Annotated in this window: 20 protein-coding genes; 14 read left to right on the forward strand and 6 right to left on the reverse strand. The window is 42.3% G+C overall.

The window, feature by feature from the left end; genetic code table 11:
- Window positions 1-168: 168 nt before the first annotated feature.
- Complete coding sequence (locus tag D9603_RS03230) at window positions 169-1,071, reverse strand: sulfite exporter TauE/SafE family protein (protein WP_125253053.1); 903 nt, start codon at window positions 1,069-1,071, stop codon at window positions 169-171.
- A 256-nt stretch (window positions 1,072-1,327) separates the two neighbouring features.
- Between D9603_RS03230 and D9603_RS03235 the strand changes: the two genes are divergently transcribed.
- The 4 genes from D9603_RS03235 to D9603_RS03255 all read left to right on the forward strand — a co-directional run bounded on the left by D9603_RS03235 (window position 1,328) and on the right by D9603_RS03255 (window position 7,896).
- A complete protein-coding gene (locus D9603_RS03235; protein WP_128730081.1) occupies window positions 1,328-3,586 on the forward strand; it encodes an aminotransferase class V-fold PLP-dependent enzyme in 2,259 nt (752 codons plus the stop codon).
- 353 nt (window positions 3,587-3,939) lie between these two features.
- Window positions 3,940-4,095 (forward strand): DUF2256 domain-containing protein, encoded by a 156-nt coding sequence (locus tag D9603_RS03245; RefSeq protein ID WP_128730084.1) that lies wholly within the window; start codon window positions 3,940-3,942, stop codon window positions 4,093-4,095.
- Between the two features lie 130 nt (window positions 4,096-4,225).
- The gene (locus D9603_RS03250) at window positions 4,226-6,388 is read left to right on the forward strand and encodes a TonB-dependent siderophore receptor (protein ID WP_128730086.1); all 2,163 of its coding nucleotides are present in this window, start codon (window positions 4,226-4,228) and stop codon (window positions 6,386-6,388) included.
- Between the two features lie 308 nt (window positions 6,389-6,696).
- Window positions 6,697-7,896 carry an alginate lyase family protein gene (locus D9603_RS03255; protein WP_161972717.1) on the forward strand — a complete coding sequence of 400 codons (1,200 nt, stop codon included), beginning with the start codon at window positions 6,697-6,699 and terminating at the stop codon, window positions 7,894-7,896.
- A 153-nt stretch (window positions 7,897-8,049) separates the two neighbouring features.
- Here D9603_RS03255 and D9603_RS03260 read toward each other — a convergent pair whose 3' ends face one another.
- From D9603_RS03260 to D9603_RS03270, 3 genes are all read right to left on the reverse strand, one after another.
- On the reverse strand, window positions 8,050-8,556 hold the full coding sequence (locus D9603_RS03260) for a hypothetical protein (protein WP_128730090.1): 507 nt from the start codon (window positions 8,554-8,556) through the stop codon (window positions 8,050-8,052).
- An 83-nt stretch (window positions 8,557-8,639) separates the two neighbouring features.
- A complete protein-coding gene (gene ltaE / locus D9603_RS03265) occupies window positions 8,640-9,653 on the reverse strand; it encodes a low-specificity L-threonine aldolase (RefSeq protein ID WP_128730092.1) in 1,014 nt (337 codons plus the stop codon).
- Window positions 9,654-9,785: 132 nt separating this feature from the next.
- The gene (locus D9603_RS03270; protein WP_128730094.1) at window positions 9,786-11,534 is read right to left on the reverse strand and encodes an alkaline phosphatase family protein; all 1,749 of its coding nucleotides are present in this window, start codon (window positions 11,532-11,534) and stop codon (window positions 9,786-9,788) included.
- A gap of 310 nt (window positions 11,535-11,844) precedes the next feature.
- Between D9603_RS03270 and D9603_RS03275 the strand changes: the two genes are divergently transcribed.
- The 4 genes from D9603_RS03275 to D9603_RS03290 all read left to right on the forward strand — a co-directional run bounded on the left by D9603_RS03275 (window position 11,845) and on the right by D9603_RS03290 (window position 14,173).
- A complete protein-coding gene (locus D9603_RS03275; protein ID WP_128730096.1) occupies window positions 11,845-12,318 on the forward strand; it encodes a nuclear transport factor 2 family protein in 474 nt (157 codons plus the stop codon).
- Between the two features lie 72 nt (window positions 12,319-12,390).
- The gene (locus D9603_RS03280) at window positions 12,391-13,191 is read left to right on the forward strand and encodes an AraC family transcriptional regulator (protein WP_128730098.1); all 801 of its coding nucleotides are present in this window, start codon (window positions 12,391-12,393) and stop codon (window positions 13,189-13,191) included.
- A gap of 2 nt (window positions 13,192-13,193) precedes the next feature.
- Window positions 13,194-13,877: an AzlC family ABC transporter permease gene (locus D9603_RS03285; protein WP_125251663.1), complete on the forward strand. Its 684-nt coding sequence runs from the start codon at window positions 13,194-13,196 to the stop codon at window positions 13,875-13,877.
- Window positions 13,874-14,173, forward strand: a complete 300-nt coding sequence (locus D9603_RS03290) for an AzlD domain-containing protein (RefSeq protein WP_125251664.1) — start codon at window positions 13,874-13,876, stop codon at window positions 14,171-14,173. The genes D9603_RS03285 and D9603_RS03290 overlap by 4 nt, the downstream gene beginning before the upstream one ends.
- 29 nt (window positions 14,174-14,202) lie before the next feature.
- On the opposite strand, the gene D9603_RS03295 is transcribed toward D9603_RS03290, so the two are convergent.
- Both D9603_RS03295 and D9603_RS03300 read right to left on the reverse strand, forming a co-directional pair.
- Window positions 14,203-14,622, reverse strand: coding sequence for a DUF4920 domain-containing protein (locus D9603_RS03295; RefSeq protein WP_125251665.1), 420 nt, complete (start codon window positions 14,620-14,622; stop codon window positions 14,203-14,205).
- A gap of 156 nt (window positions 14,623-14,778) precedes the next feature.
- On the reverse strand, window positions 14,779-15,453 hold the full coding sequence (locus D9603_RS03300) for a TorF family putative porin (protein ID WP_128730100.1): 675 nt from the start codon (window positions 15,451-15,453) through the stop codon (window positions 14,779-14,781).
- A gap of 124 nt (window positions 15,454-15,577) precedes the next feature.
- On the opposite strand from D9603_RS03300, the gene azu reads away from it, so the two are divergent.
- The 6 genes from azu to D9603_RS03330 all read left to right on the forward strand — a co-directional run bounded on the left by azu (window position 15,578) and on the right by D9603_RS03330 (window position 23,045).
- Window positions 15,578-16,033, forward strand: a complete 456-nt coding sequence (gene azu, locus D9603_RS03305; protein WP_128730102.1) for an azurin — start codon at window positions 15,578-15,580, stop codon at window positions 16,031-16,033.
- Window positions 16,034-16,294: 261 nt separating this feature from the next.
- Complete coding sequence (locus D9603_RS03310) at window positions 16,295-16,630, forward strand: hypothetical protein (RefSeq protein ID WP_128730104.1); 336 nt, start codon at window positions 16,295-16,297, stop codon at window positions 16,628-16,630.
- Window positions 16,620-16,874, forward strand: a complete 255-nt coding sequence (locus D9603_RS03315) for a hypothetical protein (RefSeq protein ID WP_125251669.1) — start codon at window positions 16,620-16,622, stop codon at window positions 16,872-16,874. The genes D9603_RS03310 and D9603_RS03315 overlap by 11 nt, the downstream gene beginning before the upstream one ends.
- 3 nt (window positions 16,875-16,877) lie before the next feature.
- Window positions 16,878-18,470 carry a PepSY-associated TM helix domain-containing protein gene (locus D9603_RS03320; RefSeq protein ID WP_128730106.1) on the forward strand — a complete coding sequence of 531 codons (1,593 nt, stop codon included), beginning with the start codon at window positions 16,878-16,880 and terminating at the stop codon, window positions 18,468-18,470.
- A 318-nt stretch (window positions 18,471-18,788) separates the two neighbouring features.
- Window positions 18,789-20,975, forward strand: a complete 2,187-nt coding sequence (gene katG / locus D9603_RS03325) for a catalase/peroxidase HPI (protein ID WP_128730108.1) — start codon at window positions 18,789-18,791, stop codon at window positions 20,973-20,975.
- Between the two features lie 159 nt (window positions 20,976-21,134).
- Window positions 21,135-23,045, forward strand: a complete 1,911-nt coding sequence (locus tag D9603_RS03330; protein WP_128730109.1) for a S9 family peptidase — start codon at window positions 21,135-21,137, stop codon at window positions 23,043-23,045.
- The last annotated feature ends 120 nt before the right edge of the window (window positions 23,046-23,165 follow it).

Raw genomic sequence — 23,165 nt, forward strand, 5'->3', positions numbered from 1 at the left:
AGAACAACTAAATAGCAAAACTTTTGCCTAGTTATCGACAAGATTTTCTCGCCTCAAAATAGACCACTTAATTAAGCAAATTGGTATAAGCCATCTGTATTTTGCGCTCCAGAGAGGTTTTTGGTTGCTGCACTTAGCTTGCTTACTAGTATTCTGAGAAAAAGTTATTTAATACCAATTACGTAACGTTGGATATAACTCATAGCAGGTAAAGCTCACTTCCAAAGCAATTAAGATAAGCAAAAAGCTGACCAAATGCCCAACCTTAACTTTAGAACATACATAAGCACCTAACGGCGCCCCGACTACGACAATCGGGATAGCTGCAAGCAAATAGCTGTTTATCTCTGCGGTAATAGTATTGAGATGCCAGGCATTGATACTGCTTCCTACAAGGGAGGTAAAAGTCATGACAACGACAGATGTTGCCGTCGCTTTTTTAACGTCGGCGTTGTAAGCAATTACTAACAATGCAAAAAGAGCGATATCTGCACCTGAGCCAACAAGGCCACTGGCAACTCCACCGATGAAGGCCACTATCATAAACCTTACCATCTTTGGCTGAATAAATTCACTGCTTGGTTGATGGTGGGCTTTACGCCACCACCTAAGCACCAGAGTCAACGCAAAGCAGAGTAATAAAAAGCTAAAAATAGATTTCACAAGGAGCCGTGGCGCAAACGGCGCAATAAAAAACAAACTTAGCGTTACACCTATGCCTGCCATAGGTAAGGCCATGATGATCACGTTCTTATAGACTGGGATGCGACGGCAAAAAATAGTGATTGTCGCAGCGGTCATACCGAAGCTTTGGATAGCGAGAGAAAATACTTTGGCAGTTGCAGGGTCGATATTTAATAGTTTTGTCATCACAGGAAATGCCACAGCTCCACCACCCAGTGCTGTGCCACCCGCAACAAAAGAACCTAATGCCATGGTTAACGCGATGCTCGATTCGCTAACGATTTGCCCCAAGGCTTGATAAAAGCCCTGGATCCAAATGAGCGTGGCATATACTCCCAAGGTAAAAAACAGCGGCCACATTGTTGGTCTTGCTATTCGTTGAAGCATGATATTTCCGTCTATAAATAAGAGGTTAATTCCTTACCAAAAGGTGATTTTAAAAAATACCTATTAAGTGAACGCAATTAAACACGATGAAAACATATTTTTCAAATTAATTTTACATTAACCGTACTATATTTTGAAATGAAGAAACCCACCAACAATAGTTGAATCCCGCGCGTATCTGCCTTACTATAACTATAAATAATTACTTATTACTTTTTGTTATATGGGTAATTTGCTTATACCTTAAGGCACAGTCATGACACAAGAAACTCAGTTATCTCAAATCTACCTAGATGCTAATGCGACAACACCAGTGTTAGAACGAGCGGCAGATGCCGCATTGATGACCATGAAGACCATGTTTGGAAATCCAAGTAGTAGTCATATCACGGGATTACAAGCAAAGCAATTGATGGAGCAGACTCGCCAAAAATCACGCACAGTGCTGGGTTCAGGTAACGGCCGCGTTATTTTTACCAGTGGCGCGACAGAAGGGATCCAAACAGGTATCTTGTCGGCTCTTTGCGCAGCAAAGAAGCAAATGAAGCCAAAGCAGCAATACACCTTACTGTATGGTGCAACGGAACATAAAGCGGTTCCAGAGTCATTAAAACATTGGAATAAAATACTTGAAATCAATGCAGAGGTTAAAGCCATTCCCGTCGATGGTCATGGTCGCCTAGACCAAGATTTCATTGCCAAAGAAGTGCCTAACGCTTTGATGATTTGTACCATGGCAGTCAATAACGAAACAGGTGTATATCAAGATCTCGCTGAGTTAGAGACGGTGATAAGAACAAACCATGCTACTGTTTTTTGGATGGTTGACTGTGTTCAAGCATTAGGTAAACGTAAGTTAAATCTTGCCCAAACAACTATTGATTACGCACCTTTTAGTGGCCATAAACTTTACGCTCCTAAAGGTATTGGCTTTGTCTATATACGAGACAATGCACCACTTACCCCCTTTATTGCTGGTGGCGGTCAAGAAAGTGGACTTAGGTCTGGCACGGAAAATCTGCCTGGTTTAGCTGCACTTAACGTTATTTTTGATGAGCTATTAAAAGAGGGTAACAGCGAGTTTGTTGACGTAGAAACACTCCGCCAATATCGCAACCAATTGGCAAAAACACTAAAACAAGCATTTCCTACTATCGTGTTTAATAACCAATTCACAAATAGTGTACCGACCACATTAAACTTTGCGATACCAGGCTTTAGTTCAAAAGAAATTATGGACTTATTTGATGCCGCAAATATCCGAGTTAGCTCAGGCTCAGCCTGTAGCTCAAAGGTAACGCGAAGTTTTGTTCTCGATGCGATGGGACTGCCGGCATGGCAAAGTGAATCTGCTATTCGCATGTCTTTTGGTCCTGCTACCACTCAAGCAGAAATCGATGCTGCATGTGAACGTATTGGTCACTGTGCTCAAGCTTTGGGTCACAGTTGTTTAATGCAAGCCAGCAATGAGATAAGTAACAAAGAATCACTTGATGGTCTGGTACAATTTAAAATCGGTGGCGCTTGTTGTTGGTTGTTTGCCGATAAACAGTCAAAAGTCGCAATCATTATAGACCCGTTACCAGAGCTGGTTGAGCGCCTAAAAACCATTTTAGAATGCCAACAGCTTACCCTGCTTGCAGTTTTAGATACTCATGGCCATGCAGATCACGAATCAAGCAGAGTCGCTTTTTCGCTAGCAGCAACTGCGAGCGACCACCTTGGATGGCCACCTCAAACAGAGACAATTGAATATAATGGCCAACAACTCGCGAGTCTATCTTTTGGACGTTATCAGCTTGCTTTATTGCCCACCCCAGGACACACCGCCGACAGTGTTTCTTACATTCTATTGGAACAACTGCCAGCAAAACTGGTGATAAAGTATGTATTTTGCGGAGACTTAATTTTGATGGGAGCATTGGGTAGAACGAATTTTACCACCAGCTCCAATGACGCAATGTACAACAGTATCCAAGCGCTCGCCGAAGTAATCACTGAAGAGACCTTGTTATGCCCAAGCCATGATTATAATAATGAATTTACAACGACACTCAGCGCTGAAATGTCTAGAAATTCAATACTAAATCAAGTCATACAAGGTGAACTTTCAGCAACAGAGTTTGCCAAAGCAAAGAGACTTATTGATGCTGACATCAATGATGAGACGGGTACTGAAATCATGTGTGGTGCAGCAGTTTGCGGTAAAGACACATTTACCCTGCAAGAATATACGGCTACGGAGTTAGAAACACAGATAGCGAATAACCAAAACCTATTACTGATAGACATTCGTGAACCACATGAGTATGCACTTAACCACAACCGTGCGTTTGATCAAAATGTTCCGCTTACACGTTTAACCGATTTTGTTGGTAAGCATAGCCATAACAAAGCACAGCCGCTGGTTTTAGTGTGTCGTAGTGGTAGTCGCTCCCAAGCCGCTGCACAAGCCCTAGCCCGCTTAGGCTTTAATAATATCGGGCACCTCAAAGGGGGTTATGCGCTCATCTAAACCATGTAGGTTGTAGTAGTTTCCTTTCTGAAGCCCCTTTTTGCACAAGCAAAGGGGCTTTTTTCGATCGGGCCTGTGTTAGTCTACGTAATAATACCAATTAGCCTTGATACTTACTCAATTTGAAGGAGTAACTCTGACGCTAACTACGTTGAAAATTTCTTATTTAGAACAACTAAATAGCAAGTTTGTTTGCCTTGCCTATAGGGATATTGATACCTTGTTGGTAGCGGAGTTATCGATAAGATTTTCTCGCTTCAAAATAGACCACTTAATAAAGATAATTGGTATAAACCTGGAATTCGGATAATTAATGCCTTATCCAAACCTCAAATGAATATCGAAAACGCTAGATGGCACATAAAAAACCACATTTACCTCAGAAGATATGCCCAGTTTGCAGCCGTCCTTTCTTATGGCGAAAGAAGTGGAGACAAAACTGGGAAGAAGTGAAGTATTGCTCTAAACGCTGCGCAAGCAAGCGTACAAGCACTTCTAAGTCACAATAGAAATGTCTAAGCGCATGATGTTAATAGAAAAATAATTTATTGTAACATTTGCAAAATATGGAACAACACTATTGATAATCACTATCATCTACAATATCATTTGCAAAAATTAAGTTTATAGGGATTAATCATGCGCTCATTCAAACATAAATACCCGACGCTTTTCGCCAGCGTTGCTCTTGCCTTATCATGCTCAGTAACCGCTCAAGAGCAGAGTAAAACAACCCAAGAGGACATTGAAATCATTGAAGTTAGTCCAAGAGGACTGATTTCGTACGTTAGTGCTACGGCTTCAAAAACAGCGGTTCCAATTATCAAAACACCTGTTTCTGTCTCTGTTTTGACCGCACAACGTATCTCAGACTTAGGTGCTGAAACGTTACAGGACGCAATTGGGTATGTTGCTGGTGTTTATAACGGTCCTTATGGTGTTGACACACGTGGTGACTGGTCAAAAATTCGTGGCGTTGATCCCCTACTGTATGTAGATGGGTTACAAAAACTGTTCGGCAACTACAACAATACTCGAACAAACCCATACGCACTTGAAAGTGTCGAGATCCTAAAAGGCCCCTCTTCTGTTCTATATGGTCAGGGCTCTACCGGCGGAATTGTAAACGCAGTATCTAAGCTGCCAAATGCAGATACCGGCGGTGAAATTTGGGCACAAGTTGGTAACTATGAGCGCAAGCAACTAGCCATTGACTATAACACTACATTTGGTGAACAACAGGAATATCAAGCTCGCGCCGTAGCTATGTATCGTGACAGTGGCACACAGACGGATTACGTTGACGACAACACACTTATGCTGGCTCCAAGTTTTACCTGGCTTGCGTCAGATGAAACTAAAGTCACCGTGCTGGCCAACTTACAGCGTAATGAGTCAGGTTCGTCTACCCAATTCTTTCCACACGAAGGCACTATATTACCTGCAAAATATGGTCAAATTCCAAGTGAGCGCTTTGTCAGCGAACCAGGCTGGGATAAATATGATACTGAGCAACAAGCCATCACGGCGATTATCGAACACAGTTTTGATTTAGACACCCACATTAAATTTTCTGGCCGATATAGCGACAGTACCGCTGAATATCGCACCATTTACTCTTGGCCACCTAAATTTGAAGCGGATAAACGTACTGTAAATCGTATTGCTAGCCTCACAGATTCAAGCGCGCGTAGCTTAACCATGGATCTGCAGTTCCATAAATACTTAGAGCTAGATGCGTTAAAACTCACTATGGTATCAGGTGTAGATTATCAAAATGCTGATACCGACTCAGATCGTGGCCGTGGAGTTGCAGCACCGTTAGACTTGTATAACCCTGTTTATGGCTTAAGTACAGAGTTACCAACGGCGGTAGTAGATAACCCTGAAAACACTCTAAATAATAAACAGCTGGGCGCTTACGCTCAAGTCACGGCTGAAGTAAACAATTGGGTACTCAATGCAGCACTTCGCTATGATGATGTGTCAAATCAGCTGCAAACTGAAGGCGCAAATAAAAATAGCCAAACTGCGACTACAGGGCGAGTTGGTGTGTTATACCAGTTCGAGAATGGCTTAGCTCCATACGCAAGTTACTCAGAGTCATTCAAAGCAGTATTTGGTCAAAAAGCGCAAGGTGGTGCCTACAAGCCACTAGAAGGTGAGCAAGTTGAACTTGGCTTGAAATATCAACCAGCAGGCACTGAGCACTTAATTACAGCATCAATATTTGAAATAAAAGATAAAAACCAAGTTCGCAAAGTATCTCCTGAATTTGAAGTGCAAGACGGTGAGATTGAAGTGAAAGGGTTTGAATTGGAAGCACAACTTGAGTGGCAATACCTCGATGTCTATGCTGCATACTCTTATTCTGATACCGAGCAAGACATCACTCCACTTACCAGCATGGAGCTATTTGCAGCACAAGACTTAAGAACACTTATCACTGATGATGCTCCGCTTTCAGCAACTCCTAAACACCTTGCATCTATTTGGGCAACGTATAGAGCGGATAACCTGCTTCCAGGGCTTAAGTTTGGTGCAGGTGTTCGACATGTAGGTGAAACATATGATGGTAGTCGTACAATCGTCCTTAACGGCCAAACACTACATGAGCAATTAGTCACTGATAATTTCAACCTCATTGACATGATGATTGGCTATGATATTGACCAGTATCAGTTCAGTCTACAAATCGATAATGTGAGTGACAAAACGGTCATCACCAGTTGTTTGTATCGAGGCGACTGTTTCTATGGGCAACGTCGTACCGTTAGCGCCAACGTAAAATACAAGTTCTGATAAACCAAGTATCAGGATAAGGGTTACACCAATTGACTCGGTCAGTTGGTGTAACAACATAGCTCAGTGTTTTTACCTGCAACGAGACCCATCGTTATGTGTAAATCCACAATTATGTAACCCCACCACATACACCTAACCTTCATCTTTAGTCACTGGTTTCATGTGCCTCTGCGATGACGCCTACTCATTTTCTCCTTAAAGACAGTGGGTTCGCCTGTTGACTTTTAAAGTTTAGCTAGAAAATGTACCTGCAAAAGGGTTTTATGAGTTATCATGCACAAAAATAAGATTTATGAGAAAATATCGTGAAAGAAAACATAAAGATAATAACTAACCTATCAATATCTAAACTTATTTTTAATTACCGGAAAACTGTAAGAGATGTCGTAAAAAAAATTGAAGTCGAAGACACAACTAACCTCCATAGGTATTTTTCTCACCTTACATCAAAATATAAAACGACACTCAGTAACGCGGATAACACTGAGCTTCACCAGCTTGCTAACCAAGCGGTTAACCTTGGTATAATCTCTATCACAAAAAAAGATGTCGATCCTCCTAGTGGATGTACAAAAGATTATTTATCCTTCGCCCCTTATTACTACGTTAATGAAAATACAAACCCTTTAATAAAAAGTAAAGAAAACGTACAGCATAGAGATAGTAGATCAAACCCATTTTTGGCGAGTATATCTGATAAGCCTAAATTGGCGCAGGTATGTGCAAGACTACATCTCGTTGCTTTGTCTTATTGTGATGCTCCAGAGCAACAAAAAATTGAATATATCCAGGCGCAAATAAACACTTGGTTTATTGATGGTGAAACAGCCATGAACCCTCACATGGAGTTCGCACAAATTATGCCATGGACTGGTAATCAGTATGGGCTGGGGATCATTGACTCTCGCTGGCTGTTACTTGCGATTGAGGCTTGTGCACTACTTAACGATAAGTTGGACACCGATACCCTGCGCGGCTTCAAATTATGGCTAAAAGCATTCGCAGCGTGGATCCTAAATTCCAAGAGTGGTCTTACTGAAGTTGCAAGAAAGAATAACCGCGGAAGTTGGGTTGATGTCCTATTATCTTATATTTTATTATTTTTGAATGAGGAAAGGTGTGTCGCACTTATTTGCAATCATACTTTAAAAAATAGATTTGACGTTCAGTTTGATAATAATGGCGACCAACCATTAGAACTAACGAGGTATAACCCCGTAAGTTACTCTCTATATAACTACTACCCTATTAAATATATACTTTTAATAGATGAATTAATTAATAATCAAGGAAATAAAGAAAAAAAGTTAAAAATGAATAAAACCATTTTCAGACTTGAGGCAGCAATCACATGTCATGAGCGTGGCTCTATAGAGCACATTGACTTAAAGCTAAGCAACAACTTAAACCTTTATTATCCTTATAGCTTCGCCCAAGTAAATACATTTCCAGCTGTGATGCCAATCACTTCACAGGTGAAGCTAAATAGTCTTAGTGTTGAATAAATAATATCTTCCTTGCTGCCAAACTTATCGATAACAGCGTGTAATTCACTTCCAATAGCCAAATATAGGAAGTGAATTACATTAAAAGGCCATAAAAATATCTAGAGCAGGAATTATCCACAACTGAGCTTATATTGAATTAGAGCCATTACATTAGAATTGGTAACTTATCGCCACACTGCCATCCGCACGCTTTTTATTCGACTCACTACTTTCGCCGTAGCCTGCTATGAACTTCACATGCCAGCCCCTTTGGTTAATGCTTGAAAAGTAATAACTGTAACTTAAGCCGACACCGTTGGTGGTTTCATCATCAAACAAGTTAATAATTGGCTCAAAAATACCACATACAATATCATCATCTTCTTCACAAGCCGGACCGACATCTCTCGCCCCAAGCGCGCCCGCAACAACACCTACAGCATGTTTATTATTCGCTGATACCGCACGCTCATAACCAAGTAATAAGCCATCATCAAGTCCAATGCGATAACTACCATACCATTTACTCTGATTTTGCGCTTGAGGAACCGACACCTCAAGTTGACCAAAAAACGGATATCCTGTTCCAACTGAAAACTCCACAGGGTTCGCTAAGCTACTTAAACTACAAAAAAGTGCAGCAACCCCAACGGTTGTGTTGACTAAAAATGATGACATTGACTTATTCCCTCTGTGAAAAAGCAGAAAATAGTGAGTCACGTTCCTAAAGTCAACACGATATTTGTGAAAATTTGTTCAAACTAAACCTGAGTAATGCGTGAAAGTTCAGTAATAAATGTATCGATATCCGCCTGCTCAATCCCCAAGTGGGTAACCAATCTACACCCCTGGTAGCCTGGAGTGATGTTTATCCCTTTTCTCTTTAACTGCTCAGCGATAGTGAATAAATCTATGTGAGGCTCAACTTCAACAAACACAATGTTTGTCTGTACTGTATGCTTACATGGCTTAAACCCCGGGACTCGTTCAAGTTTTGCAGCTAAATACTGTGCATTTTGATGATCTTCATCGAGGCGTTCTACATGATGCTGTAAGGCGTAAAGGCCAGCCGCTGCAAGCATGCCCGCTTGACGCATTCCACCGCCCAGCATTTTTCTCAGTCGACGTGCTTTTTCGATAAATGCTTTATTACCCAATAATAAAGAGCCAATTGGCGCACCAAGTCCTTTGGAGAGACAAATCGTAAAAGAATCAAAATGCTTAACAATTTCTCTAATATCCACATTTTGTGCCACAGCCGCGTTATACACGCGAGCACCATCTAAATGCAGCATTAATCCGTGTTCATCACACAGCACCTGCACCTTTTCTAGGTACTCAAGGCTAAGTACTTTACCACCAATGGTATTTTCTAAACTGAGTAGCTTTGTATTAGCGAAATGAAAATCATCGGGCTTGATAGCTTGCTTGATCCGTTCTAGACAAATACTACCATCAGCCTCATTTTCTAGAGGTTGTGGTTGGATTGAGCCAAGCACTGCCGCACCACCCGCTTCAAACCTATAATTATGCGCCTGTTGGCCACATAAATATTCGTCACCTCTTTCACAATGACTCATTAACGCCAGAAGGTTTGCTTGCGTGCCAGATGAGGTAAATAGCGCAGCTTCAAACCCATGACGCTCAGCCGCAAATTGCTCTAGGGTATTTACCGTCGGATCGTCGCCATAAACATCGTCACCAAGTGCTGCATCAAACATACTTTGCTTCATCTCATGCGTCGGTAGCGTAACTGTGTCAGATCTAAAGTCCATCAATCATATCCAAATAAAACGAGATGTACTCAGCATAACCGAAAATTGTCCACAACAGAAAAGCTGGACGAAAAAAAGGAGTGTCGGTTTTCAGCTGCTCACTCCTTGAAAAGTCTATTATTTTTGTTACTACTATTGCAGCCCAGGCCAAGTGCCGTTGTCAATTACTTTAGGATAACCTGGGTCTACTTTATCTAATGTAATGCTGTATCTCAGGTAACGACCGTCATCTAAAAAGAAGTAAGCACGTGTACTGTTCCACTTTAAAGCAGCGCTTATCTTGCTCGCATAGTCGCCCATCCCCGGCCAAGTGCTATCATTAATGGCCTTAGGGTAGCCACTATCAACACTGTCATCTCCTAAATCATAGCGTAAGTATCGACCATCATTTAGGAAAAAATATACTTTGTCAGACGTCCAGCGTAGTGTCGCCGTTATTTTGTTCGCATATTCAGCAAGCCCCGGCCACGAGCTGTTATCTATGGCTTTAGGATAACCCGTTCGTACCCTATCATTTTGTACGTCATAACTTAGGTACTGCCCCGTAGATAAAAAGTAATAGACCGTATTACGGTCTTTGTAGAAACTTGCCTGAATTTGCTCTGCATATTTTGCAAGCCCCGGCCAATTGCCGTCCGTCACCGCCACAGGATAACCATCATCAGTTTTATCTAACAAGGTGTCGTAACGCCAATAGCGTGCATCTTCAGAAAAAAAATAGCTTTTAGTGTTGTGCCATTGATGTGCTGCGGTCAAATTAAGCTCAGTCACACGATAGCCAACATAGACGCCCTGCTGCTCAAAGCTATAGTCATTGATACCAGAAGTTGGGGCTGAGTCTTGCCACTGCGACACACCCGCGGGTAATGTCTCAAGCAATTGATTATTACGATAAACCCGAGTAGGCGCATGTGCATCATCAAGCCAGGTAAAAAGTTTATTGGCGTAATTTAGCTTACGGATCCCTACATCACCATACAGTGATGTACTCTCAAACCCCGCTTGGACACCCGTCTCTATTCCCATAAAGGATAAGATAGTCGGTACAATCGCAGTTTGTGCCGGGTAACCATACAAACCAGAAAAGTCCGTATTAGCAGGGTTAACAGCCTTCGAACTAAATTCCTTATTCAGTCTCTTGTTAGAAGCTATGAAAATAGTTTTTTCTGGTTCTGTTTGCTCACCATGGTGACAACCAACAATCGGCGTGCGACCGTGATCTGTCGTGACCATCACTAACCAGTTTTCACCTTTTCGCTCTTTGGCTTCAACGGCATCAAGAAGCTTGCCTAATCTTTTATCTGCATCTTCGACCGCTTTATTGTACGCAGAGCCGAAACATAAGGCATGCCCTACGGCATCTGGCTCATCTAAATGTAGAAAAACGAAGTCTGTAGAGTCATTATTTAATGTCGCCAACGCTTTGTTCAAATTATCATCATCACTGCCGCCTTCTGACCTTTGCTTCATTAAAGTGAGATCGCGTCGAAAGAATTGGCTATGGATAGGCCCCCAAGTGCTAAAGCTCGCAATATGAGCGCTGGCGTCATGCTCTGCAATATAACGATAAAGGCTACGATAGGCGTTATTCGCCAAGCCAGAGTCATTACTTGGGACTTGATGTTTGTTCACCCAAACTCCCGTTAAAATCGTTGCCCAGCCTGGGCCACTTTTGGTTTTTTGCTGTGTTTGAGTTTTTGAGAGCCCGCCTGTATACGCTTTACTTAGAAATAAGCGGTCAAAATTTGGGGTATGATTGCTGCCAATTTTTTCGTATTGCAATCCATCGATCCCAATCAGCAATACTTTATTTTCAAGTGCATCTGCACAGGCGGTGAATGAAAGTGCAAGTAATGCACTGCGAAGCACGGGTAATTTCATTATCTTTCCTTTACTAAGATTGTCTGGACTAGTCCAAAAAAGATAATAGGAGGCTAACGTTAAAATCTATTTACAAAATAATTACATTGAAGTTTATTTACCCGACTTTCAGATCTGCGGCACTACCACTGTGATCCGCCAACTGCTCAAGGCGCTATGAGTAACTATACTGCTTTGCTCAAATATCGTCGGCACATGAAAAACATACAAGCGTAAGCGCTTTTTGAAATAAACGGCAAGAATGGTGTTGCTTGACAAGAAACTAGCATTACCTGAAATTAACAATCATCATTCAACATGGATAATAAATATGAAAGTATTCGCTGCGCTTTTTGTCACACTTTTACTTACGACTGGATGTACCTCTACACCACCTAAAAATACCTATCTTAAAAACTGTGAAAAGACACTACAAGAATACATAACGTATCGAGATGCTCAATCAGCGGCTGATTACCGCAGTGTTTTCACTGATAACGCTACATTTACCATACCCGCACTCAAGATTAGTCTAACAGGTGCAGATGACATCGTACTGCGGCAACAGCAAGCCATAAGCAAGACAAAAAGTATGCACATGATGACTAGTGCCAATATTAAACATATAAAATCTAATCTGTATGAGGCAAACAGTTACTTTGTGCTCCATCAACAGGCAATAGGACAGCCACATGCACCAACCACTATCTTCAACGGTACTTATGAAGATACATTAATAGTGCAAAATAGTCGGTGTCTGATAAAAAGCCGCCAGGTCAATATAATAAAAAAACAAGTCTGGTGAGCCAATTGTGCAATTTTGTACAAGACATATCGCGTTAAGGCGGATACCCTTCTTATCAATGGGGAGAGAAATATGCAACATGCAAAGTTTAGTTTTCATCGTGATCTCGGTGGCTTAGAAGTACTTCATAACATTGATAAAAAAGAGGACTTTGGCAGACATAGTCACAGTGGCTACACCCTAGCCTTTGTTGAGAGTGGGGCGCAGAAATTTTATCGCTCTGGTGGAGAGCACGTTGCTCAGCAACATAGCATTATTTTGATAAACGCAGAGCAAGTACATGACTGCCGAAAAGCTTCCGCAGGCCCTTCTTCATATCGCTCTTTGTACCCAACGCCGGAGCTTTTTAATCAACTTTTGGGAAGTGGCAGCGCCATGGCACCGTTTTTTCAAGATGCCGTAGTACATGATCCAACGCTTGCACAACTAATGAATACTACATTCAATGTATTAGAGTCTGAAAGTGGCTTATTAGCAAAACAATCTCAGCTGGTAGCCTTACTGTCTTATCTGAGCCAAAAGCAAGGTAATGTGAGGCTTGAAGGGAAACAAAAGTCAGTAAAAGCGCGCATCCGCACCGCCCAGCAGTTTTTATTGGACAATCTGTTTGAAGAGGTTTCACTCGATAAACTTGCCAGCCTTGTTGATATGAGTCCTTTTTACTTTATTCGAGTATTTAAGTCACAAACAGGCCTCACTCCACACGCATTTCAAATTCAGCATCGCCTCAATCACGCAAAGGCACTTATGCGCTGTGGTAAAAGTGTTGCACATGCAGCTTTGACTGTAGGATTTTACGATCAAAGCCACTTTAATCGTCATTTTAAAAAAAATATGGGGATCACGCCCAGTCAATACAGTAAGGCCTGTTAACCATGAAAGTTGCTGTATACAAGGGCTTTTGGGATATGCTACCGCTCAACCTAGCAGTGCTCCCATGGGGAATATTATGTGGCTCTTTGGCCGTACAAAATGGTTTTACGCCATTAGAAGCGCAGCTTATGTCTTTACTCGTTTTTGCCGGCTCTGCGCAGTTGGTGGCAATAGAGCTTATTGCAAAAGATACCGCTTTGATCACCTTGCTCATCACCACATTTATCATTAGCGCTCGACACTTGCTGTATGGTCTTGCTATTCGCAATAAGATGGTAGATAAGCCACTCAAATGGCGAAGTTCTATAGCATTTTTTCTAACCGATGAACTGTTTGCATTTTCTCACCACCATCGCGCATATCAGGGGAAACTCAGGCTGCTTTATGCTCTGGTTGCTGGCGGAAGCTTTTATGTCGCTTGGAACCTTTGGACACTCATTGGCATTATTGCAGGTCAGTTCTTACCAGATTTGACCAATTTGGGGTTAGATTTTGCTATTGCAGCAATATTCATCGCGCTGGTTATACCAAGCATTACCACAGTGCCTATTTTATGCGCCTGTATCTGCTCTGCCATCAGTATTCTGATATTTAAGCTAGTCCACTTTGAGTTTGGGTTAATCGCATCAGCGTTACTTGGCATGACCGTTGGATATTTGCTACAAAGTTACAAGGAGCGCACATGATAACAACGATTTTAGCAATGGCCTGCGTCACATTCGCGACACGATATTTATTTCTCGCAAAGCAACTGCCCTTTACTATCGGACCTAAATTGCAGCGATTTTTAAGCTTTAGCGCTCCGTGTGTACTCACCGCAATTTGGGTACCCATTGTGTTTATTCAAGATGAACAACTCGCACTGAGCGTACATAATCCTTACCTAATCGCTGCAACCTTTGCTGTGATACTCGCATATCGGTTTAAAAACTTATATATCACCACGCTTGGTAGCCTTGTACTCTTCTATCTACTGTATTAACACCCGTCCGATGTTTAGCCAATGGTGTGCTAAGAAATAGTCACTGCGGTGGGCTCAAATCCCAGCTGCATTAATACGCTCTGCTCAGCACGTAGCTCTAGTTGCGGCTGCGCGGCTTGCTCAACGCGGGTAAAGCGCCCAGTAACATGGGCTTCACGCCCAATTGCAGCGGTAGGGAAAACCATATCACCTTGTTCCACCTGAATATTCACATCAAGGCCGTCGGCAACTTGTAACGTCATCCAGCAACCTAACTTTTTGCACACACTGGTCACGACACCTTTGAGCGTAATGACATCACTACAATACTCATTCAAATTGGGTAAGATATGCTGTACATCTATCAATTTTGACATGTCTGCTCCCCCCGCAAATTCTAGAGGGCTAGAAAAACTAAAACGGGAGAAAATCGCAAGAGACAGTGCTGTTAATTTTATCGAATCCTTCATATTTCAGCTCCACAGCGTATATGTTGTTCTTATACGCGTCACTTGTCAGGCACCATAAAAAAGCCCCCTAGTGACGTTAATTGCACTATTATATAAAAGTACAATTTGCAGCTAAAATCAATACAAAAGTTAATAGAATTTAAATTAAAAGTTAAATTACCAATCAGTCACTGTTGAAATTGATAGTAAAAATGTAGAGTCGGCGTAGCTGTCAATATCATTACTTTCGTATCCTAATGACATGCTCCAGCTGTGTATCGCGTATGTTCCAGTTAAATGCCAATGTGTGTAGTCATCATCCTCAGATTCCCATTCAAACTTATCACTGTCAAAGCTCATAGAATGGTCAACTCCTAGTGTGATAGACCAGTTATCGTCAAGTACTAGAGTGTGAGTTAACATTACAATACCGTGCCCTGCACCGGTACCAAAGTAATCCCACGCATACCAAAAATCCAAGCTGGTATGGCCATAACCAAGCTTGGCGTAAGCTTCAGCATAATTGTATTCTGAACTCACGTCATCGCCATGGTAGGTATATTGAGAAACACCAATATCTAATGTTACGTCGTTAACTAGTGTAAATTTATATCCTCCATAAATATCTCCTTCAAAGTCAGTGCCATCACCAAAATCGACCTTTGAAACCCAGCCCCCTGCGTACCACCCAGTATCGCCAAGCCAATCTAAACTGACCTGTATTACTTCGTCTTCTTTACTTTGACTTACCCCATTGAACAAGTAATCAGAAGCCAATGTAATGGTTGAAGAGGTATCAGCATTTGCAAGTAGTGGACTGACTAAAAGTGGTACAAGCCAATATTTATTCATGATCGATTCCATTGCTAAGTTCCGTATTAGCCTCAAGCATAGAACAGTTTTTTTGATCTTGATCCATTTACAAACAATAACGTACATTTGATAATAAAAATGATTTTTATTTAGGAGTTAAATTATGAAACACCTTTTTTCTGTACTTTTGATTTCTCTTGCGGCGGGAACATTATCAAAAGCGGCCTCAGCCAATGAATGCGCACTGACTATTGAAGCAAATGACATGATGCAATTTTCAGCAAAGGCGCTTAGCGCTCCAAGCAGCTGTAAAGAAGTGTCTCTCACTTTAAAACACACCGGAAAGTTACCAGCAACAACCATGGGGCATAATTGGGTGTTGAGTAAGGCAGCAGATGTGCAAGCAGTCGCCACAGACGGTATGACCGCAGGTGCAAGCAATAGTTATGTTAAACCGGGTGATGATCGCGTATATGCGGTCAGTAAAGTCATTGGTGGTGGCGAACAAACTACGGTCACTTTTTCGACTGAACGCTTAAAAAAGGGTGAAGACTATCGGTTCTTTTGCTCATTCCCTGGCCACTTTGCCATCATGCAAGGTAGCTTCTCACTTATCTAAAAGCTAATTCACAATCAAAAGCCGTGCTTTCTTGTCATTAGCCGCACGGCTTTACTCGGCAAATACACCACTAAGCCTTCTTGACTACTATTGAAACAAGCTGCTAGAGCTTATGGTGTAGATGAGAGTTACCCCCTCACCAACATGAAGCTATAGAGTTTGTAAAGGGTGAATAGTTAATCTCGCATCTCGCAAATAACAATTATCACTCTCCCTCTTGCAGTGCCTACCCATAATCATTACAATCAATTGTAAACAATAATGATTATCAGCATCATGAGCTTTTTCTCAATTATACCAATTTGGTTTGCAACAACCTTACTCTACTTCGCGAGTCCAAAACAGCGCTACTTGGCAACTTCGCTAAAGCGCTCACCAAGCTATGCTATCGCAGCCTTACTGATTTTTTCTGGTTTTTATATTTTAACGCTACAATTTCCCATCGTTTCAGCAATGCTTGCTGTCGTCGTTGTGCTGATGTCGTCGTTAGTGTCGGTCACTCTGCTTAGTGCTTATCCAAAAAGACGCTTTTATCTGACCGCCACAATGGTTTGTGCTTTTTCATTGTTATTGGGAGGCATAGCATATGTGGCCTAAAACTTTACTTGGATTTTTTCTCGGGCTGCTACTGTCTATCTCTTTAGTTTTAAACTTGAATTTACTTTTGCCGTTTTCTGAAGCCGCTAAGCTTATGCTAGGCCTTATTCTTGCTTTTCCTATTTGGGCTGGCGTGATGACATGGAGCTATGCTTTTACCACCGCAGGGGCTGCAAGTAAGCGTTTATTTACTATTTTGATCCCTTCGATACTCCTCAACTCTGCACTACTGTTAATGAGATAAAACATGAAAAATCAAACGCTAAAATCGTTGACTGAGGCGCACGCTTGGATAGGACTGATTATTTCAACAGTACTGTTTATCGTATTTATTACCGGTTCTCTTAGCCTCTTTAGAGACAATATAAACGGGTGGGAGCGAGCTCAACTGGCAGTAAAATCAGCCTCCGCAGAAGAGTCTATTTCTTATGATAAAGCTATTTCAAGCTTGCAACAGCAATATAATATCGATACGCATCATAGCTTTTTCATGCGTGAGCCAAGTGAACATAACCCATTTATTGAAGTTTATTTTGCTACCCATTTGGATGAGCCACACCCAGTAACAGGTGAAGACCACCAAGATCGCCACCTACTTCTCTCGCCAAGCTCTGGAGCCGTACTTGCAGACGCCGATACATTTGAGTTTGCCACATTTTTATATCAGCTCCACTATGATTTAGGGCTTGGTCGGATAGGTCTGTACTTTGTTGGCGTGATCACTTTATGCTTCTTTGTTGCTATCTTAAGCGGCCTTGTTATCCATTGGCGTAAAATTGCTAAAAACTTTTTTCAATATCGAACTGAAGGCAAGAAAGACAAGTGGCTTGATGCACACAACTTGATTGGCACCATGGGGTTGCCATTTCATATAATGTACGCATTTACCGGTCTGGTATTTAATTTAGTGATTATCTATCAGATCTCCTATGCGGTGTTGCTATATGGAGGCAACCAAACAGCACTGCTGCAAGCGGCTGGGTTCAACGAGCCAACCGTCGAGGCCGTCGAGCAATCAGCTACGATGACAGGCATTGATGCGCTGCGTGAAAAAGCACTCAACACCTTTGGAGATGTGACAATCACCTCCGTTGAAATCACCCATTTTGGTGATAAAAATGCGGTAGTTAGTATTAGTGCAAAGAGCAATGACGCCTTCTCTAACTACAACGAAGTGCAATATAAACTTGCTGACCAATCACAAATTTACCTCACAGAAAACAATTACGACAATGCCGTTCGTGCTGGGCTATCAACGATAGCAAGTCTACATTTTGGTGATTTTGCAGGCTATGGCATGCGTTTAGCTTTCTTATGCCTTGGCCTTGCCACCGCTTATTTAATCGTCAGTGGGAATCTGATGTGGATAGACAAACGAGCCAAACAGCGCAAGCAAAGTCCAAGGAGTTTGCTTTTTGTTAAGCGCTTAACCAGTGGCGCTTTTATTGGCGTGTTATTAGCCATAAGCGTTGGATTTGCACTTACTACAGCACTCCCAGTAAGTCATATTGATAAATTGGAAACCGTGAAGTTTTCTATGTTTTCAGCATTTATATTTGCATTGCTCAGCAGTCAATTCGCTAAGCAGGTGCTGTCATATAGCAAAGTATTGCTCGGTCTTAGCTGCATTACATTTTGCATCACAGCAATAATCAATCTGGTCTCATTGATAACACAATTTGATGCGCTTCCCCCCACAACACGTTTTGATTTTGCTGTAGTCATCGCACTTTTAACATTAATGACCTTAATTTGTTGGAAAACAATCTCACGGATAAATACCACAGCTACAAACACACAAACGACACCTCATACCCACTCTCAGCAAGTGATAAACTAGGGTCTGTTGACCTTTGCTGTTGGTAACACACCTTCACCCATGCTTTTGCAATTATTGCAAAAGCATGGAGATACCCAAACCCCTCTAGATACTGGTAAAAGCCTCCAAGCGGAACTACCTTTATGCTGTATACCAATCCAAGAAATACCAATTACTCTTGATACTTGCGCAATTGGAAGGAGTAACTTGGTATACCGCTTGCCGTAGGTTTGGGGCATACAGTTAGTACAGTTTTGCTTGATTTTAAAACAGTGAGTGCCCACCCCCTGTCGCTAAGATTGGTGTTTAATCTTCGTCACCGATAACCAAGGATTTATAATGAGTAAGCAACAAAGTACCCCATCAGTTTGTCCGTTTGCACATGGCGCAAACACTTCCTCTGCACAAACCCAACACCAGTGGTGGCCAAACAGCCTTAATCTAGATATTTTACATCAACATGATACCAAAACAGACCCAATGGATGATGGGTTTAACTACAAGACCGCATTTAATAGTTTGGATTATCAAGCATTAAAGCAAGATCTCACTAGCTTGATGACTGACTCACAGCCTTGGTGGCCCGCTGATTGGGGACATTACGGTGGGTTAATGATAAGAATGGCATGGCATGCCGCTGGAAGCTACCGTGTAGCCGATGGCCGAGGAGGTGCAAATACAGGTAATCAACGTTTTGCGCCACTAAACAGCTGGCCAGATAACGGCAATCTAGACAAAGCACGACGTTTGCTTTGGCCTATTAAAAAGAAATATGGCAACCAAATTTCATGGGCGGACTTAATCATATTAGCAGGCAACGTGGCATATGAATCAATGGGTTTCAAAACCTTCGGTTTTGCCGGTGGTCGAGAAGATATCTGGCACCCAGAAAAGGATACCTACTGGGGCAGCGAAAAAGAGTGGCTGGCTCCTTCCAATAATTCAAACAGTCGCTATAGCGGTGAACGCGATTTAGAAAATCCGCTTGCCGCTGTGATGATGGGTCTTATCTACGTTAATCCTGAGGGCGTAGACGGTAACCCAGACCCACTTAAAACTGCTGAAGATATGCGAGTCACCTTTGCTAGAATGGCGATGAACGATGAAGAAACGGTCGCACTTACCGCAGGTGGTCATACAGTAGGCAAAGCACACGGAAATGGCAATGCTGATGAGTTAGGCCCAGCTCCAGAAGGAGCAGATCTGCATGAGCAAGGGTTCGGTTGGATGAACCATACATCAAGAGGGATCGGGGCAAACACAGTCACCAGTGGCATTGAAGGTGCTTGGACAACCAACCCAACACAATGGGATAATGGCTACTTTTACTTGCTATTTAGCTACGAATGGGAGCAAACTAAAAGTCCAGCGGGCGCGTGGCAATGGCAACCTATCAACATTAAAGAAGAAGATAAGCCAATTGACGCTGAAGACGCATCCAAACTCTGCATGCCAATGATGACAGATGCTGATATGGCGTTGAAAATGGATCCTGCTTATCGAAAAATTGCTGAAAAGTTTTATGCCGAACCTGACTATTTTAACGATGTTTTTGCCAGAGCTTGGTTCAAACTTACTCACCGTGACCTTGGCCCTAAAAGCCGTTACCTCGGACCGGAAGTCCCTAACGAAGAACTACTTTGGCAAGACCCAGTCCCTAGCGTTAACTATACCCTAAATGACAATGAAATTAGTACGCTCAAGCAACAAATTCTAGCTACCAATGTCACTATTTCAGAATTGGTAGCTACCGCGTGGGATAGCGCCAGAACATTTAGACACTCCGACTTTAGAGGTGGTGCAAATGGGGCAAGGATCCGCCTTGCCCCGCAAAAGAGTTGGCTCGCCAATGAACCGGAACGCCTAGCGAAGGTCCTCACAGCATTAGAAACCGTGCAAAGTAACTTTACGCCGACCATAAGCATGGCTGATTTGATTGTGTTAGGAGGCTGCGCAGCTATTGAGCAAGCCGCGAAAAATGCTGGTGTATCAATTCAGGTACCCTTTGCTGCGGGGCGAGGCGATGCCACAGACGAGCAAACTGACATCGAGTCATTTGACGTATTAGAGCCTGTCCATGATGGTTTTCGCAATTGGCAAAAACAACATTACAGCGTAAAACCAGAAGAAATGCTGCTCGATAGAGCCCAGCTAATGGGGCTGACAGCCAATGAAATGACCGTACTTATTGGTGGTATGCGTATGCTCGGCACCAATCATGGGCAAACAACCCATGGCGTATTCACCGATAATGTTGGTAGCTTAAGTAATGACTTTTTTGTTAACTTAACCGACATGTCATATATCTGGCAGCCTATTGAAGAAAACCTCTATGAGATCAAAACACGTGATACGGGCACAGTAAAATGGACAGCCACTCGCGTTGATCTCGTCTTTGGGTCTAACTCTATCTTGCGTGCTTACGCCGAAGTGTACGCACAAGATGATAGTAAAGAGAAGTTTGTTCGTGACTTTGTTGAGGCGTGGACCAAAGTGATGAATGCAGACCGATTTGACCTTAAATAATTACTCCCCCTAAACTTAGTATGTGATTGGCCCTTTGACTGGAAAGCCAATCACATACCAACCCTACATTGGTTTACATAAATCCTCGGTGAGACGCTTGCCATTGATTTCTATCGTTATATGCTAGAAATCAATAACAATAACGAAAGCAGGGAAATTATGTTTAAAAAATCACTCCTAGCATGTGCGTTGCTCGCGTCACTCACAGCATGCAATCAAACCAGTCAACAAGTTAATCCACCACAAACTACTCAAGCTATCTCTGACTTTAAAACGTATTCGGCAGAAACATTTTTTGACACCACAGATATTCAAGGTAACGCGTTTCGCCCTGATGCAAAGAAAATCTTGGTGGCCTCTGATGAGTCAGGCATATTTAACCTCTATGAAGTTGATGTTAAAACAGGCAAAAGAACACAAATAACCGATGCCGCAGACTCAACCTATCCAGTTGGATACTTTCCCAACGATCCCCGTATCTTATTCACCCGAGACGGCGGCGGTAATGAACGATTTCATCTCTTTGTCCGTGACGAAAATGGCAATGTTAAAGACCTCACACCGGGAGAAAAGGTCAGAGCAGGTTTTGTCGGCTTCTCTGAGGATAACAACGCATTTTTTGTGTTAAGTAATAAGCGCGATGAACGCTTTATGGATCTATATCGCTTTGATGCCAGCACTTACGAAAGTGAACTTATCTATAAAAATGACAAAAACTTAAATGTCCAAAAAATGAGTGAGACGGACCGTTACCTTGCACTTGTCAATGCCCAAGGTAATAAAGACAGCGACCTATTTTTACTCGATTTACATAACCCAGATGCCCCACTCGTTGAGATCTCAAACGTGGAGCACGAGGCAAACTTTTTCGCTTCAGCATTTTCTAAGGACGACAAGTATTTATACTACAGCACTGATGCCCATGGTGAGTTCTCTCAAAGTTGGCGTTATGAAATCGCGACAGGTAAACACACACCCTACATCGTAAAAAATTGGGACGTACGATTTTTGTATTTCTCCGATTCCAACCGTTACCGCGTAGTTGGTGTAAACGAAGACTCCAGTATTAAAGTGACGATCACCGACCTGAAAACAGGCAGGGATATCAATTTACCCAAGCTCCCCGCTGGTAGCATAAACAGTGTTAACTTCTCTGATGACGAAAAGCTGATGACTTTTTATTTAAATTCAGATACATCGCCAAATAACTTGTACGTATGGCAGGTTGGAAGTGACAAAGTTAAGCAACTCACCTCGACGTTAAGTGAAAAAATCAATACCGACCACTTGGTCGAAAGTACTATCGCTCGCTTTAACAGTTTTGATGGTTTGGAGATCCCTGGAGTACTTTATAAACCAAAACTCGCAAGCTCAACAAATAAGGTACCGGCACTTGTATTCGTTCATGGCGGTCCTGGAGGCCAGAGCATGACGGGTTATAGTGCACTTACTCAGCACTTAGTTAACCAAGGATATGCCATTTTTGCCGTAAACAACCGAGGTAGCTCTGGCTACGGTAAAACCTTCTTCCACTTAGATGACAAGCGTCATGGCGAAGATGATTTACAAGATATCGTTTGGAGTAAAAAATACCTACAACAACTGGACTGGGTCGATGCTGACCGCATCGGCATCATGGGTGGAAGCTATGGTGGCTATATGACAGCTGCGGCATTGGCATTCGAGCCGGAAGAGTTTAAGATTGGGATCAATATCTTTGGTGTAACTAACTGGGTCAGAACTCTTGAATCTATTCCTGCTTGGTGGGAGGCATATCGCAAGTCACTGTATGATGAGCTAGGCGATCCAGCTACCGATAAGGAACGTTTGCATCGTATATCACCACTTTTCCATGCTAAAAATATCACTAAACCACTGATGGTGGTACAAGGTGCAAACGACCCCCGAGTACTGCAAGTAGAAAGTGATGAATTAGTAGAAGCGGTTCGCTCAAACAATGTGCCGGTCAAATACGTCTTGTTTGAAGATGAAGGACACGGATTCTCGAAAAAGGAAAATCGTATTGAGGCCTCTCAAGCCTATCTCGACTTTCTTAAAAAACACCTTTAATTAATAAGCCTTTGGATCTGAGCATATCGCTTTGAGTTATCTCGCTCAGATCCACTTTGGTCATATCTATTTGCGTTATTAACCTAATTCAGTCTCCTGTATGAAGACAAAAAAATCTTA

Origin of the sequence: Pseudoalteromonas sp. PS5, assembly GCF_004103255.1 — a bacterium.
Taxonomy (GTDB): Bacteria; Pseudomonadota; Gammaproteobacteria; order Enterobacterales; family Alteromonadaceae; genus Pseudoalteromonas; species Pseudoalteromonas peptidolytica.